This window comes from Chromobacterium sp., from assembly GCF_041912965.1.
GTDB classification, from domain to species: Bacteria; Pseudomonadota; Gammaproteobacteria; order Burkholderiales; family Chromobacteriaceae; genus Chromobacterium; species Chromobacterium aquaticum.
Genome location: NZ_JAYSGF010000066.1, coordinates 1 through 14878, shown reverse-complemented (window position 1 = coordinate 14878; position 14878 = coordinate 1). Strand labels below are relative to the sequence as shown.

Here is a 14878-nt window from a genome sequence, read left to right as displayed (position 1 = left end):
ATGTACAGGTGGTACATGAGCATTTTGAGCTCGGTTTCAACGCCGTATCGCCGACTCGCAGCAGATCGTAAACAGGTTCTTAGAGCCCGCCCTCGACCCCGCAAGCCGAGCCAGCCTAGATGAGAGCGAAAAGGACGCCGGTCCCGCCGGCGATGCGCGTGCGCGCGAAAAGGAAATGCAAAAAGGCCACGCGATGCGTGGCCTTCGAATCTTGGCTCCCCGAGCAGGGCTCGAACCTGCGACCTGCGGATTAACAGTCCGTCGCTCTACCAACTGAGCTATCAGGGAACATCTCTTGCGAGAGAGGGGTATATTACCCCAGCACCAAAAAAGCGTCAACGCCTGGGGCGCGAAAACTTCGCGCCCCAGACATTAGCGCAATCACGGATTGCGCGTTTCCACCTGCACCAGCGCAGCCGGAGCCGCATCCTGCTGAGCCTGACGCGTAACATCGCGGCGACGCGGACCTTGCTGCAATGCCGGCTCTTGCGCCACCGGCACTTCGGCCACGGCCTTGGTGGATATCATCACCAGACCGCCCAGATCCGCCGGCTCGGCGCGGGTTTCAAGCTGCACCGGCTTGGCTTCGACCTGAACCGGAGCCGGTTCCACGGCCGGCGCTTCGACGGCGGCTTCTTCCACCACCGGCTGCGGCTCGGACACAACCGCCAGCATCGGCTCGGACACAGACTGCGCCACCGGCTCGGCTTCGACCACGCTCTCGACCAGCGGCTGCTCCTGTACCGCCTCAGCCGCCACTTCCTGCTGCGGCTCGACAACAACAGCGGCCACCTCAGGCTGTGCTTCGGCAACAGCCGGGGGCGGCTCGACGGCAAATGCCGGCGCTTCAACCTTGGCTTCGGCAGGCGCTTCCGCCACCGCTTCCAGCGGCGCGGCCACGACCGGCTCCACCACCTCGGCCGGTGCTTCCGGCGCGGCTTCTTCCACCGCAACCACGGCGGCCGTCACGGCAAGCGCGGCCACGGCCGGCACAGCGGCTTCGGCGACACCCGCTTCCACGACACCAGCCTCGGCCGCGCCTTCTTGAGCCGCCGGCTCATCGCGACGACGGTCACGACGGCTGCGACGACGACGGCGCTCATTGCGCTCCTGCTGCTCGGCGTCGGCATCGGCGCGCACTTCCTCAAGCGGCTTGCCCTGCTCCAAGGCCGGCTCTTCCACTTGCGGCACCGGGCGACGACGCGGCTCCTGCTGCTGGCGCTCCGACTTTTCCAGCTTCTCCGGACGTTCCTGCGGCGCTTCTTCGCGCGGCTGCTGCTGACGCGGCGCGTCCTTCAGTTCACGGGCCTCGCGAACTTCACGGCCCTCACGGCCATTATCGCGCTCGCGGCGGCGGCCATTGCGCGGCTGCTCGCCACGCTCCTGGCGCTCTTCGCGCTGCGGCTGCTCCTTGCGCTCCGGACGCTCCTGGCGTTCCTGACGCTCGCCGTCCTGACGCTCGGCGCGCTCGGGGCGGCGCGGCTTGGCCTCGTCCGAACCCTGGCGACGCTGCTCATGCTCGCGACGCGCCTGACCACCCGGACGACGTTCGCCATTGCGCTGGCGGTTGCCGCGCTGCTGCGACTGAGCCGCCGGCTTTTTCTTCTCCACCGGCTGAGCCACCGCTTCCGGCTCGGCGAACAGGCTCTTGATCCAGGAACCCAGCTTGCCGAACAAGCTCGGTTCCGGCGCGGCCACCTTGGCCTCCACCGACGGCGCCGGCTGCTGCGGCGTAATACCTTTCACCGCGGCTTCCTGGCGTTCCAGCTTCGGCTTTTCATGGCCGAAGTTGGTGATCACGTCTTCTTCCTGCACTTCCACGCGCTTGTAGCTCGGCGCTTCGCCGGCTTCGGCCAGATCGTCGTGACGCACGCGAACGATCTTGTAATGCGGGGTTTCCAGATGGATGTTCGGAATCAGCACCACGTCCACGTCCAGACGCTCTTCGATCGAATGGATCTCGGAACGCTTTTCGTTGAGCAGGAAGGTGGCCACGTCCACCGGCACCTGCGCGTGAACCGCGCCGGTGTTTTCCTTCATCGCCTCTTCCTGGATGATGCGCAGGATGTGCAGCGCGGAGGATTCGGTGCCGCGGATGAATCCGATGCCGTGACAGCGCGGGCAGGTTTCGTGGCTGGTTTCGCCCAGGCTGGGCTGCAGACGCTGACGCGACAATTCCAGCAGGCCGAAACGGGACAGCTTGCCCATCTGCACGCGAGCGCGGTCATGCTTGAGCACGTCGCGCAGGCGGTTTTCCACGTCGCGCTGATTCTTGGCGCTTTCCATGTCGATGAAGTCGATCACCACCAAGCCGCCCAGGTCGCGCAAGCGCAGCTGACGGGCGATTTCCTCGGCCGCCTCCAGGTTGGTCTTGACGGCGGTTTCCTCGATGTCGGCGCCCTTGGTGGCGCGCGCGGAGTTGACGTCGATGGAAACCAACGCTTCGGTGTGATCGATCACGATGGCGCCGCCGGACGGCAGCTGCACGCTGCGGGCGAAGGCGGTTTCGATCTGGTGTTCGATCTGGAAACGGGAGAACAGCGGCACATGATCCTTGTACAGCTTCACACGCGACAGCATGTTGGGCATCACATGGCTCATGAACTGACGGGCCTGGTCGTAGATTTCCTCGGTGTCGATCAGCACTTCGCCGATGTCCGGATGGAAATAATCGCGAATGGCGCGAATCACCAGGCTGCCTTCCTGCAGAATCAGGAACGGCGCGTTCTGAGCGCCGGCGGCGCCTTCAATCGCGCGCCACAGTTGCATCAGGTAACCCAGATCCCACTGCAGCTCTTCCAGATTGCGGCCGATGCCGGCGGTGCGAGCGATCAGGCTCATGCCGTGCGGCACTTCCAGCTGCGACAGCAGATCCTTCAGCTCCTGACGCTCCTCGCCCTCGATGCGACGCGACACGCCGCCGCCGCGCGGGTTGTTGGGCATCAGCACCAGATAACGACCGGCCAGGCTGATATAGGTGGTCAGCGCCGCGCCCTTGTTGCCGCGCTCGTCTTTTTCCACCTGGACGATGACTTCCATGCCTTCGCGCAGCACATCCTGAATGCGCGGGCGGCCGCCGTCATAGCCCTGGAAATAGGAGCGGGAGACCTCTTTGAACGGCAGGAAGCCGTGGCGTTCGGTGCCGTAATCGACGAAACAAGCCTCAAGGGAGGGCTCGATACGGGTAATCACACCCTTATAGATATTCCCCTTGCGCTGTTCCTTGCCTACGGTCTCGATATCGAGGTCGACGAGCTTTTGCCCATCGACAATAGCAACGCGAAGCTCTTCGGCCTGCGTTGCGTTGAACAACATGCGTTTCATTTACATTCCTTGCGCAGCACTCACGCAAGGGATGCAGCCAGTATTTGACGGCCCAGTGACTATTGATGGGCGCTTTCCGAAAGAAGTGTCGATGTAAAGATCGAAAAAAACAGTTTTGACAAGCCTACTTCCTGAAAATCGATCACACGCAGACCTGACTCATGTGCGCAATTGGCGCTCCGGGATCACCGGCCTACCTCGAGGGCAGGACATACAGTACAGGGGGGCTAGCATGCCGGGTCAAACTTCGCTGCAAAATTTCCTGACTGGCTTAGCATCAGGAAATGGAATACTCGTGAGTGCGTTATGCGTACAAATGCATTACCATCGCTGCTTTTCGGTGAGCGAGTTAACCTTGGCTGCAAATGTCGCGGCGGCATCAGGTCAGGGTCTGTAAATCCCTGCCGGCCGACTCCGACTTCATGCAGCAGCGCCACGCAACATGCCGTGACCTTGGCTTGACATTTTGCCGTCATCCCGGTGCAACACACCATGAGGACAGCGCCAGAAGTATAAGCAATATGACAGACATTCGCAAAGATTCCGTCTCCTTCGTCCAAGTGGACGACAGCGACGCCGGCCAACGCATAGACAACTACCTGGTGCGCCTGCTCAAAGGCGTGCCCAAAAGCCATATCTACCGCATTCTGCGCTCCGGCGAAGTGCGCGTGAACAAGGGCCGCATTGACGCCGCCTACCGGGTACAGGCCGGCGACGAACTGCGCATCCCGCCGATACGCGTCGCCGAGCGCGCGGAGAAGAACGTGCCGGCCGCCACCTTCCCGGTGGTGTACGAAGACAATGCGCTGCTGGTGATAGACAAGCCGGCCGGCGTGGCGGTGCACGGCGGCAGCGGCGTGTCCTTCGGCGTGATCGAACAGCTGCGCCAAGCGCATCCGGACTGGCGCTACCTGGAACTGGTGCACCGGCTGGACCGCGAAACCTCGGGCCTGCTGATGCTGGCCAAGAAGCGCTCGGCGCTGACCAAGCTGCACGACATGATGCGCGCCAATGTGCCGGACAAGCGCTATCTGGCGCTGGGCATAGGCCAGTGGCCGGACGACGCGCGCCAGGTCAAACTGCCGCTGTTCAAGTTCCACACCGCGGACGGCGAGCGCCGCGTGCGGGTCAGCGACGCCGACAACGGCCAGTACGCGCACACCAATTTCGCGGTCAAGGAGCGCTTTGCGGAATTCACGCTGGTGGAAGCGCACCTGCGCACCGGCCGCACCCACCAGATCCGCGTGCATATGCAGGCCAACGGCTGCGCGATCGCCGGCGACGAGAAATACGGCGACTTCGCGCTGAACAAGGAACTGGCCAAGCGCGGACTGAAGCGCATGTTCCTGCACGCGCGCAGCCTGTCCCTACCCCACCCGCTGACCGGCGAGCCGTTGAAACTGGAAGCGCCGCTGCCGGCGGAACTGGAGCGCTTCCTGAAAAGCCTGAGGTCTTGAGATGAACACTCGCTTCGATCTGGTCGTGTTCGACTGGGACGGCACCTTGATGGACTCCACCGCCCATATCAGCCAGTCCATCCAGCAGGCTTGCGCCGATCTCGCGCTCCCCATCCCCAGCCGCGAGCAGGCCAGCCACGTCATCGGCCTGCGGCTGGCCGAAGCGCTGCAACAGGCCTGCCCGGCCGCCGACGCCGAGCAACTGCCGCGACTGACCGAAGCCTTCCGCCATCACTATCACGCCAATCAGCATCAGGTGACGCTGTTCGACGGCGCCGAGGACTGCCTGAACGCCATCGCCGCCAGCGGCGTTTTCCTGGCGGTGGCCACCGGCAACAGCCGCGCCGGCCTCAACCGCCTGCTGGAGCGAACCGGGCTTGGTCCGCTGTTCCACGCCTCCCGCACCGTGGACGAGTGCCATTCCAAGCCGCACCCGGACATGCTGCTGTCGCTGACCGAGGTGCTGGGCGCGGACCCGTGCCGCACGCTGATGATAGGCGATACCAGTCATGACCTGCTGATGGCCAACAACGCCGGCTGCCATGGCGTGGGCGTCAGCTTTGGCGCTCACGACAGCGAGCGCCTGGAAAGCTGCCAGCCGCTGGCGCTATTCCATTCCTACGCCGAGCTGAGCGCATGGCTGCTGCCCAGGCTAGGCTGATCTGCGCCTCCGCCGACCTGCAAAACGGCGGCCGCGCCTGGCGCTTTGAAATCGAACAGGCGGATGGCGCGCCGCCGCTATCCGCCTTCGCCGTGCGCTACCGCGGCCAGGTCTACGCCTATGTCAACGCCTGCCGCCACATCCCGGTGGAACTGGACCTGCGCGACGGCGAAGTATTCGACCTCAGCGGCCACTATCTGGTGTGCAGCATGCACGGCGCCTGCTACGAAGCGCACACCGGCTACTGCGTGTCCGGCCCCTGCCGCGGCCAGCGCCTGATCCCAGTGCCGGTCACCGAACAGGACGACGGCATTTACATCAATGTCCCGGCACCCTGATCTTTGCTAGACTCCAGGGATTACCAAGGGAGCACCACATAATGAGCGACAACTCCAATCATTGGGAGCGCCAACTGCTGGAAAAACTGGCCAGCGCCGCGCTGGTGGAACAACGCCGCGCGCGGCAATGGAAAATTTTCTTCCGCATGATCTGGCTGATCATCATCGGCTTCATCCTGTTCAGCCTGTTCATGCGCAACGAGGACAAGGCCGCCGCCGGCCTCACCGGCGCCGGCCACAGCGCCGTCATCACACTGGAAGGCGTGATCGACAGCCAGAGCGACACCGCCAATAAACTGAGCCAGGCGCTCGCCGACGCCTACGGCGACAAGAGCACCAAGGGCATCATCATCGACGCCAACAGCCCCGGCGGCAGCCCGGTGCTCTCCGGCATGGCCTATGACGAAATCCGCCGCCAGAAGAAGCTGCACCCGTCCATCCCGGTCTACGTGGTGGTCAACGAGGTATGCGCGTCCGGCTGCTATTACATCGCCGCCGCCGCCGACAAGATCTTCGTCGACAAGGCCAGCATCGTTGGCTCCATCGGCGTGTTGTCCGACGGCTTCGGCTTCACCGCCGCGATGGAAAAACTGGGCGTGGACCGCCGCCTGCGCACCTCCGGCGAGAACAAGGCGATGGGCGATCCCTTCTCCCCGGTCAATCCCAAGCAGGAAGCCATCCGCCAGCAATTGCTGGACGACATCCACGCCCAGTTCATCACGGCGGTCAAGGCCGGCCGCGGCCAACGCCTGGCCAATGACCCGCAACTGTTCTCCGGCATGGTCTGGCTGGGCGAAAAGAGCATTCCGCTGGGCCTGGCCGATGGCCTGGGCACGGTTCGCTCGGTGGCGCGCGACGTGATCAAGGCCGAGAAAACCGTGGACTATACTCAGCAGGACGATCTGTCCAGCCGAGTGGCGCGCAAGATCGGCGTGGAATTCGCCGGCGGCGTGAAGAGCCTGTTCGACACCAAGCTGTTCTGACCACCCGGCAAGGCACACCATGGCGCGCAGAAGAAAACGGCAGGAAGAAGAACACGAGAACCATGAACGTTGGCTGGTTTCCTACGCCGACTTCATCACCCTGCTGTTCGCCTTCTTCGTGGTGATGTACGCGATCTCCTCGGTCAACGAGGGCAAATACCGCGTACTGTCCTCCGCCATCGTCGATGCCTTCCGCTCTGGCTCCACCATCAATATCAACACCACCCCGCCCAGCGGCGGGGCCAACACCATGATAGAGATCCCCGAGACCAAGCCCATCGCCAAGGCGGTCAAGGGAGAGCCGGCCGGAAGCAAAAGCAAGCCCGGCGGCGGCCAGGGCGATGAAAACGCCCGCCTGGGTCAACTGACCCAGGACCTGGCCAAGGTGATGGACCCGCTGGTCCAGAGCGGACAGGTCACCATCACCCACAGCAGCAAGGGCGTCACCATAGACATCCGCGACACCGCGCTGTTTCCCACCGGTCAGGCACAACCCAACGATCAATCGCGGCTGCTGATGGCCAATATGGCGCTGCAGCTGGCCAAGGTGGACAACCCGATCAGGGTGGAAGGCTTCACCGACACCGTGCCCATCCGCAATTCCTACTTCCCGTCCAACTGGGAACTGTCCGCTTCGCGCGCCGGCAGCGTGGTGCGCCTGTTCCAGGAAAACGGCATCAAGCCGGAACGGCTGGTGGCGGTGGGCCGTGGCTCCAACCTGCCGGTGGGCGACAACGCCACCGCCGACGGCCGCGCCAGCAATCGCCGTGTCGCCATCACCGTGCTGGCAAGCGGGCTGAGCGACGCCGAAGTGCTATCGCCACAAGACGCATCACTGGCCAATGGCCGCTAACACCCCTCGAGAGGAGCACGATATGAGCACCCCGATTCATCACTCCGCGCTGGAACAGCTGTTCCTCAACGCCCGCACCCACAGCCACTGGCAAGACCGCCCGGTCAGCGCCGAAATCCTGCACCAGCTGTTCGACCTGCTGAAGATGGCGCCCACCAGCGCCAACTGCTCGCCGGCGCGCTTCATCTTCGTGCAGAGCGACGCCGCCAAGGCCAAGCTCAAGCCCTGCCTGGCCGAAGGCAATGTCGAAAAAACCATGGCCGCGCCGGTCTGCGTGATCGTGGCCCAGGACATGCGCTTCTACGAACACCTGGCCAAGCTCTATCCGCACGCCGACGCCAGAAGCTGGTTCGAGGGCAATGAAGCCGCGATCCAGGCCACCGCCGCGCGCAATAGCAGCCTGCAAGGCGGCTACCTGATCCTGGCCGCGCGTTCGCTGGGGCTGGACTGCGGCCCGATGTCCGGCTTCGACAACGCCGCGGTGGACCAGGCCTTCTTCCCGGACGGCCGCTTCAAGTCCAACTTCCTGGTCAACCTGGGCTACGGCGCCGCCGACAAGCTCTACCCGCGCTCGCCGCGCTTCGACTTCGACGACGCCTGCCAGATTCTTTAAACCGCCCCGCCCATGCCCGGTTATAATGCCGGGCATTTTGCTGCCTGGAGAAACACGATGCTCTATTCGCTTCTGCGCCCGCTGCTGTTCCGCTTTGACGCAGAGACCGCCCACGAACAGACGCTGGCGATGCTGGACCAGGCGCACAAGCTGCGCCTGAGCACGCTGGCCTGCCACGGCGCCGCGCGCAAGCCGGTGCAAGTCATGGGCCTGACCTTCCCCAACGCGGTGGGACTCGCCGCCGGGCTGGACAAGAATGGAGCGCATATCGACGCGCTGGCCGCGCTGGGCTTCGGCTTCATCGAAATCGGCACCGTCACGCCGCGCCCGCAAGCCGGCAACCCCAAGCCGCGGCTGTTCCGCCTGCCGGAGCATCAAGCCATCATCAACCGCATGGGCTTCAACAATCTGGGCGTGGACACGCTGCTGGACAATGTGCGCCGCTGCAAATTCCAGGGCGTGCTCGGCATCAATATCGGCAAGAACGCCACCACCCCGATCGAGAACGCCGCCGACGACTACCTAGCCTGCCTGGACAAGGTTTACGCCTACGCCAGCTATGTCACCGTCAATATCTCCTCGCCCAATACCAAGAACCTGCGGCAATTGCAGGAAGGCGACGAACTGGGCCGCCTGCTGGCGCAGCTGAAGCACAGACAGCAGGCGCTGGCGGACAAGCACGGCCGCCACGTGCCGCTGGCGCTGAAGATCGCGCCGGACCTGGACGACGAGCAGATCGCCGCCATCGCCCGCCTGCTGACCGAGCACCGCATCGACGGCGTCATCGCCACCAATACCACGCTGTCGCGCGCGGAAGTGGCCGGCCATCCGCTGGCGGAACAGGCCGGAGGCCTGTCCGGCGCGCCGGTCAAGCAGCGTTCGACAACAGTTATTCGCAAATTAGCCAAGGAACTTGACGGCGCCCTGCCTATCATAGGAGTTGGCGGCATCCTGTCTGGACAGGATGCCGTGGAAAAACTAGAGGCCGGCGCCAGCCTGGTGCAAGTCTATAGCGGCCTGATCTACCGAGGCCCGGCCCTGGTAGCGGAATGCGCCAACGCCATCCGCGCCAAACAATAAGACCGCCTCCATGCGGCCCGAGCGCAAGCTGGGGCGAGCAAGAGCCGGTCGGCTCGCTGAACAATATGGGACTCTCTAATATGAACACCAAACTGATCCGCCTTTCCGTGGCCGCCCTGCTGGGCGCGGGCATTCTCACCGGCTGCGCCACCTCCGACTCCGCCGCCGTCTACTCCAAGGGCCAGATGCGCCAGGCGCAGACCGTGCAGCTGGGCACCGTGGTTTCGGTGCAGAACGTGAAAATGGAAGGCAGCAACAATGAACTGCTGACCCTGGGCGGCGCCGCGCTGGGCGGCCTGGCCGGCAGCAATATCGGCGGCGGCAAGGGCCAGATCGCCGGCGGCATCGTCGGCGCGCTGGCCGGCGGCTTCGGCGCTCAGGCCGCTCAACGCGGGCTGACCAAGAACGCGCTGGAAATCACCGTCAAGCTGGACGGCTCCGGCCGCATGATCTCCATCGTGCAAGAAGCCGACATTCCGTTCTCCGCCAACCAGCGCGTGCGCGTGCTGACCGGCGGCGGCAACGACCGCGTGGTGCCGTTCTAAGCCAAGCGGCAGCCCAAGTTAAAAAGGCCGGGTCACCCCGGCCTTTTTCATTGCCCGCTTACTCCTCCCGCGGCCTGGCCAGCTCCACCCAGCGCCCATCCATCAAGGCCTGCAAGGGCTGGTACATCGCCTTGTAGGACATTTTCTGGCATTCGCGTATCCAGTAGCCCAGATAGAGATAAGGCAGGCCCAGCCGCTGCGTCAGCTCCGCCTGCCACAGCACATTGAACACCCCTAGGCTGGACTTGGCGTCGTCCGGATCATAAAAGGTGTACACCGCGGACAGGCCGTCGGCCAGGCGGTCGATCAGGCTGACCATCTTCAATTCGCCGTCCAGGCGGAACTCCGCCAACATGCTATCCACCCCGCTCTTCAGGATGAATTCCGAATACTGCTGCGGATCGTCGTCGGACATGCCACCGCCGGCGTGGCGCGACTGCTGATACCAGCGGTACAGCGCATAGTGCTCGGCGTCGAACTCCAGCGGCAGCAAGCGCACCTGCATCGCTTCCAGCCGGCGCGCCACCTTGCGCTGAGTGCGTCCCGGCGTGAAACGCTCCACCGGAATGCGCACCGGCACACAGGCCTGGCAGCTATCGCAATATGGCCGGTAGGTGTACAGACCGCTGCGGCGGAAGCCCAGCTTCACCAGCTGGCTATACACCTCGCCATCGATCGCCTCGGCCGGGATCGCCACCTGGGAGCGCGCCTGCCGCCCCGCCAGATAGCTGCACGGATAGGGCGCGGTGGCATAGAAATGGATGGCCACAGTCGGGCCGGGATCACGATGGCTCATGGCTATACCGGTAGTTCCACATCGCGGCGGGCTGCGCCCGTCGGGCATTCTCTTTTAGAGTAGCAAGAAATGTCTGACGCGAAACCAACTTGGCGCCCAGGCTCTGCAAATGGCGGGTGTGCATCTGGCAATCTATCATCGTCACCCCCTGCTCCTGCAAGTGACGCACCATGTGGATGAAGGCCAGCTTGGAGGCGTTGCTGCGGCGGGAGAACATGGATTCGCCATAGAACATCAAGCCCAGGCCGATGCCGTACAGGCCGCCGACCAGTTCGCCGTCGACCCAGGTTTCGAAGGAATGAGCATAACCCAGCTGATGCAGCCGGCAATACGCTTCCACCATTTCCGGCACAATCCAAGTGCCCTGCTGCTGGCCGCGCGGCTCGGCGCAGGCGGCCATCACCTCGCGGAAGGCGGTGTCGACGCGGATTTGATAGCGCTGATTGCGCAGCACCTTGTCCATGGAACGGCTGACCTTGAGCTCGGCCGGGCACAGCACCATGCGCGGCGCCGGCGACCACCACAGAATGGGCTCGCCTTCGGAAAACCAGGGAAAAATGCCTTGGGAGTAGGCAGCCAGAATGCGCTGCGGGGACAGATCGCCTCCGGCGGCCAGCAAACCGTTGGGTTCGCGCAGAGCCAGCCGCGTCGGAGGGAAGACCAGCTCAGGACCGAGCCAGGGGATCATGCCTTCTTGGCGTTGAGGCAGTCCGGGCACTCGCCGTACATATACAGCGCGTGATCGACGATGCGGAAACCGTGCTGCTCGGCGATGCGGTCCTGCAACGCCTCGATCTCGGGGTCGAAGAACTCGACCACCTTGCCGCAGCTGACGCACACCATATGATCATGATGGCCGCCCTGGTTCAGCTCGTACACCGCCTTGCCGGTTTCGAAATGGTGGCGCACCAAGATGCCCGCCTGCTCGAACTGGGTCAGCACGCGGTAGATGGTGGCAAGGCCGATGTCGATATTCTCCGCAAGCAGCTTGCGGTAGACATCTTCCGCCGACATGTGGCCAGCGTTCTCCTCTTCGAACAAATCGAGGATTTTCAGACGCGGGCCGGTGGCCTTGAGGCCGATATCTTTAAGGTGACTGGCTTTGCTCATCGTGATATAAAGTGGGTCGATTTCAGATCATGATAAAGCCTTTTCACGGCTTTGCCTAATTACAGCCTCATAACTATTCGGTCACGGAGTATCATGCGCGCCCTGATTTTTGCCGCCGTCATTGCCCTCTCCGGCTGCAGTTCGATGAATCCCCTGAACTGGCTCAGCCCGCACAAGATGGAAATCCAGCAGGGCAATTATGTCACAGAGGATGCCGTTGCCAAACTCAAGCCGGGCATGACCCGCTCGCAAGTACGCTTCCTGCTGGGTTCGCCGCTGCTGGCCGACCCCTTCCACGCCAACCGCTGGGACTACTCCTACCGCGATGTCAAACAGGGCAGGCTGGACAAGGAAAGCAACCGTCTGCTGACAGTGTACTTCAATGGCGACGTGCTGGAACGGGTGGAAGGCCAGGCGCAGCCGGCCGAGCGCCCGGCGCTGGCAGCCTCCGCTCCGGCCCAGGAAGTCAAGCCATGAGCGACTTGAAGCTGGTCATCGTCGGCGCCGGCGGCCGCATGGGCAAGACCCTGATCGAAGCGGCGCTGGGCACGCCCGGCGTGGCGCTGCACGCCGCCGTTGAGCGTGCCGGTTCGGAATTCATCGGCCAGGACGCCGGCCTGTTCATCGGCCAGCAGACCGGGGTCAAGATCAGCACCGACTTCGCCCAGGCGCTGGAAGGCGCCGACGCCGTCATCGATTTCACCCGCCCGGAAGGCACGCTGCAACACCTGGCCGCCTGCGCCGAGCGCGGCGTGCAGATGATCATCGGCACCACCGGTTTCGACGAAGCCGGCAAGGCCGCGATCCGCGCCGCCGGCGACAAGATCGGCATCGTGTTCGCGTCCAATTTCAGCATCGGCGTCAACCTCACCTTCAAGCTGCTGGACATGGCGGCGCGGGTGTTGAACGAAGGCTACGACATCGAGATCATCGAAGCGCACCACCGCTACAAGGTGGACGCGCCGTCCGGCACCGCCTTGCGCATGGGCGAAGTCATCGCCGACGCGCTGGGCCGCGACCTGAAGGAGTGCGCGGTCTATGGCCGTGAAGGCGTGACCGGCGAGCGCGATCCGCAAACCATAGGCTTCGCCACCGTGCGCGGCGGCGATGTGGTCGGCGATCACACCGCCTTGTTCGCCGCCCTAGGCGAACGCGTGGAAATCAGCCACAAGGCGTCCAGCCGCGCCACCTTCGCCAATGGCGCGGTGCGCGCCGCGCGCTGGCTGGCCGGCAAACCCAAGGGCCTGTTCGACATGCAGGACGTGCTGGGCCTGCGCTGAGCGCCAGCGGGGAGGCCACTCCCCGCCCTCCCTGCCATGCGCCTCTTCCCGCTGACGCTGGTCCTCGCGGCCAGCTTGCTCCTACTCTCCCTCGCCTCCCTGCTGCACGGCAGCGGCATCGATGCATCCCGCCTGCTGTCCGGCCAAGCGCTGCCGGAACTGGAATGGCAATTGCTGTGGCAGCTGCGGCTGCCGCGCCTGCTGGCCAGCGCCAGCGCCGGCGCCTTGCTGGCCAGCGCCGGCGCGGCGGTGCAGGCGCGCTTTCGCAATCCGCTGGCCGAGCCCGGCCTGATCGGCATCAATAGCGGCGCCGCGCTGGCCGCGGCCGCAGCGCTGAGCCTGGGCGCCGGACTCTACGCGGTGTCCGCCTCCGCCTTCGCCGGCGGCCTGTTTTCCTTATTGCTGATCCGCCTATTGGGCCAGACCCAGCAAGGCGGCAGCCGGCTGATCCTCAGCGGTCTCGCCATCAGCTCCTTGCTGGGCAGCCTGCTGACCCTGCTGATCACCACCCTGCCCGACGGCTCCTTGCGCGTGGTGATTTTCTGGCTGATGGGCAGCTTCGCCAGCGTGGACTGGCCGCAGGCGGCGCTGCTGTGCGTTGCCGCGCCGCTGATCTGGCTGGCGCTGCACCGGCAATGGCGCTTTCTCAACGCGCTGCAATTGGGCGAAACCGCCGCCTTCCACCTGGGCTTCGAAGTGCGCCGCCGCGAATGGCAGGTGGTGATCCTGGCCGCGCTGGCCGCCGGCCTGGTGGTGTCCGCCTGCGGCATGATAGGTTTCATCGGCCTGATGGGCCCGCACCTGGCAAGGCAATTGGTGGGCGGCAACGCGCGCCGGCTGCTGTGGATCGCGCCGATGCTGGGCGCGCTGCTGGCCATCGCCTCAGACTGGCTGGCGCGCAGCCTGCTGGCGCCCAGCGAACTGCCGGTGGGCGTGATCACCAGCCTGATCGGCGCGCCGTTCTTCCTGTGGCTGCTGCGTCAGGGCAATGGAAAGGAATGGCATGCTTGAAGCGCGCGCGCTGGGCCTGAGCGTGCAGGGCCGCAACCTGGTGGAACAGGTGTCGCTTCAGGTCGCCCCGGGCGAATTGAACATGGTGCTGGGCCCCAATGGCGCCGGCAAGAGCAGCTTGCTGAGCCTGCTGGCCGGTTTGCGGCGGCCAAACGCCGGCGCGGTGGAACTGGCCGGCCGGCCGTTGGCCGGGCAATCCGCCGCGCAGCTGGCGCGCCAGCGCGCGGTGATGGAACAGAACCCCTTGACCCCTTCCGGCTGGAAAACGGCGGAATTGATCCTGGCCGGCGCCTATCTGGCCGACGCCGACCGCGCCGACGCCGCCTGCCGCCAGGCGATGGAACTGACCTGCACCACCGAACTGGCGCAACGCCAGGCGCACACCCTGTCCGGCGGCGAACAGCAGCGCGCCCACCTGGCGCGCGCGCTGTGCCAACTGCTGGCCTCAACGGAGACGGAACGTTATCTCTTGCTGGACGAACCCACCGCCGCGCTGGATTTCGCGATGGCCGACGCGCTGCTGGCCCAGGTGACCCGCATCTGCCGCGATTTGAATATCGGCGCGCTGGCGGTGGTGCACGACCTGAACCTGGCGCTGCGCCACGCCGACAGCGTGCTGCTGCTGAACGAGGGACGCTCCGCCGGCTTCGGCCCTACCTCCGAGATCATGCGTCGGGAAAAACTGGAAGCGGTTTACGGGGTGCGGCTGGCGGAACTCAGCAGCCAGGAACACGCCTTGCGCGCCTTCGTGCCGCTGCCCCACGCTCACGGCGATTAAGAGCCTGTTCAAAGTCTCGCGAGCAAGGGCGAGACAAGGCGAAAACGAG

General features: G+C 64.6%; 16 protein-coding genes and 1 tRNA gene. 12 read left to right on the top strand and 5 right to left on the bottom strand.

All coding sequences use genetic code 11. From position 1 onward, the window contains the following. Positions 1-212: 212 nt before the first annotated feature. Together ACE3QM_RS21780 and ACE3QM_RS21775 are read right to left on the bottom strand one after the other, a co-directional pair. Positions 213-288 (bottom strand) — tRNA-Asn (locus ACE3QM_RS21780). A gap of 93 nt (positions 289-381) precedes the next feature. Beyond that, positions 382-3324, bottom strand: coding sequence for an Rne/Rng family ribonuclease (locus ACE3QM_RS21775; protein WP_374424827.1), 2943 nt, complete (start codon positions 3322-3324; stop codon positions 382-384). Between the two features lie 521 nt (positions 3325-3845). Between ACE3QM_RS21775 and ACE3QM_RS21770 the strand changes: the two genes are divergently transcribed. The 8 genes from ACE3QM_RS21770 to ACE3QM_RS21735 all read left to right on the top strand — a co-directional run bounded on the left by ACE3QM_RS21770 (position 3846) and on the right by ACE3QM_RS21735 (position 9854). Further along, positions 3846-4781, top strand: coding sequence for an RluA family pseudouridine synthase (locus ACE3QM_RS21770; RefSeq protein ID WP_374424825.1), 936 nt, complete (start codon positions 3846-3848; stop codon positions 4779-4781). 1 nt (position 4782) lies between these two features. Then, a complete protein-coding gene (locus ACE3QM_RS21765; RefSeq protein ID WP_374424823.1) occupies positions 4783-5442 on the top strand; it encodes an HAD-IA family hydrolase in 660 nt (219 codons plus the stop codon). After that, positions 5418-5780 carry a Rieske (2Fe-2S) protein gene (locus ACE3QM_RS21760; RefSeq protein ID WP_374424821.1) on the top strand — a complete coding sequence of 121 codons (363 nt, stop codon included), beginning with the start codon at positions 5418-5420 and terminating at the stop codon, positions 5778-5780. The genes ACE3QM_RS21765 and ACE3QM_RS21760 overlap by 25 nt, the downstream gene beginning before the upstream one ends. A 41-nt stretch (positions 5781-5821) precedes the next feature. Then, positions 5822-6763, top strand: coding sequence for a S49 family peptidase (locus ACE3QM_RS21755; RefSeq protein ID WP_374424818.1), 942 nt, complete (start codon positions 5822-5824; stop codon positions 6761-6763). Between the two features lie 19 nt (positions 6764-6782). Then, positions 6783-7616, top strand: coding sequence for a flagellar motor protein MotD (gene motD / locus ACE3QM_RS21750; RefSeq protein ID WP_374424816.1), 834 nt, complete (start codon positions 6783-6785; stop codon positions 7614-7616). A 22-nt stretch (positions 7617-7638) separates the two neighbouring features. Further along, positions 7639-8229 carry a malonic semialdehyde reductase gene (locus ACE3QM_RS21745; protein WP_048409209.1) on the top strand — a complete coding sequence of 197 codons (591 nt, stop codon included), beginning with the start codon at positions 7639-7641 and terminating at the stop codon, positions 8227-8229. 57 nt (positions 8230-8286) lie between these two features. Beyond that, positions 8287-9309: a quinone-dependent dihydroorotate dehydrogenase gene (locus ACE3QM_RS21740; RefSeq protein ID WP_374424814.1), complete on the top strand. Its 1023-nt coding sequence runs from the start codon at positions 8287-8289 to the stop codon at positions 9307-9309. An 80-nt stretch (positions 9310-9389) separates the two neighbouring features. After that, positions 9390-9854, top strand: a complete 465-nt coding sequence (locus ACE3QM_RS21735; RefSeq protein ID WP_048409207.1) for a glycine zipper 2TM domain-containing protein — start codon at positions 9390-9392, stop codon at positions 9852-9854. Between the two features lie 58 nt (positions 9855-9912). Here the strand turns inward: ACE3QM_RS21735 and ACE3QM_RS21730 are convergent, their stop codons facing one another. The 3 genes from ACE3QM_RS21730 to fur are packed head-to-tail and all read right to left on the bottom strand — an operon-like array spanning position 9913 to position 11760. Continuing rightward, positions 9913-10650: an arginyltransferase gene (locus tag ACE3QM_RS21730; protein ID WP_048409206.1), complete on the bottom strand. Its 738-nt coding sequence runs from the start codon at positions 10648-10650 to the stop codon at positions 9913-9915. Continuing rightward, complete coding sequence (aat, locus tag ACE3QM_RS21725) at positions 10637-11338, bottom strand: leucyl/phenylalanyl-tRNA--protein transferase (RefSeq protein ID WP_374424811.1); 702 nt, start codon at positions 11336-11338, stop codon at positions 10637-10639. Before aat ends, ACE3QM_RS21730 begins: the two co-directional genes overlap by 14 nt. Next, the gene (gene fur, locus ACE3QM_RS21720; protein WP_048409204.1) at positions 11335-11760 is read right to left on the bottom strand and encodes a ferric iron uptake transcriptional regulator; all 426 of its coding nucleotides are present in this window, start codon (positions 11758-11760) and stop codon (positions 11335-11337) included. The genes aat and fur overlap by 4 nt, the downstream gene beginning before the upstream one ends. A 93-nt stretch (positions 11761-11853) precedes the next feature. On the opposite strand from fur, the gene ACE3QM_RS21715 reads away from it, so the two are divergent. From ACE3QM_RS21715 to ACE3QM_RS21700, 4 genes are read left to right on the top strand one after another with little or no spacing between them, the layout of a single operon-like run. After that, the gene (locus tag ACE3QM_RS21715; RefSeq protein WP_374424808.1) at positions 11854-12237 is read left to right on the top strand and encodes an outer membrane protein assembly factor BamE; all 384 of its coding nucleotides are present in this window, start codon (positions 11854-11856) and stop codon (positions 12235-12237) included. Next, complete coding sequence (dapB, locus tag ACE3QM_RS21710) at positions 12234-13040, top strand: 4-hydroxy-tetrahydrodipicolinate reductase (protein WP_231462343.1); 807 nt, start codon at positions 12234-12236, stop codon at positions 13038-13040. Before ACE3QM_RS21715 ends, dapB begins: the two co-directional genes overlap by 4 nt. A 36-nt stretch (positions 13041-13076) precedes the next feature. Then, positions 13077-14051, top strand: coding sequence for a FecCD family ABC transporter permease (locus ACE3QM_RS21705; RefSeq protein ID WP_374424806.1), 975 nt, complete (start codon positions 13077-13079; stop codon positions 14049-14051). Next, positions 14044-14829 carry an ABC transporter ATP-binding protein gene (locus ACE3QM_RS21700; protein WP_231462341.1) on the top strand — a complete coding sequence of 262 codons (786 nt, stop codon included), beginning with the start codon at positions 14044-14046 and terminating at the stop codon, positions 14827-14829. Before ACE3QM_RS21705 ends, ACE3QM_RS21700 begins: the two co-directional genes overlap by 8 nt. The last annotated feature ends 49 nt before the right edge of the window (positions 14830-14878 follow it).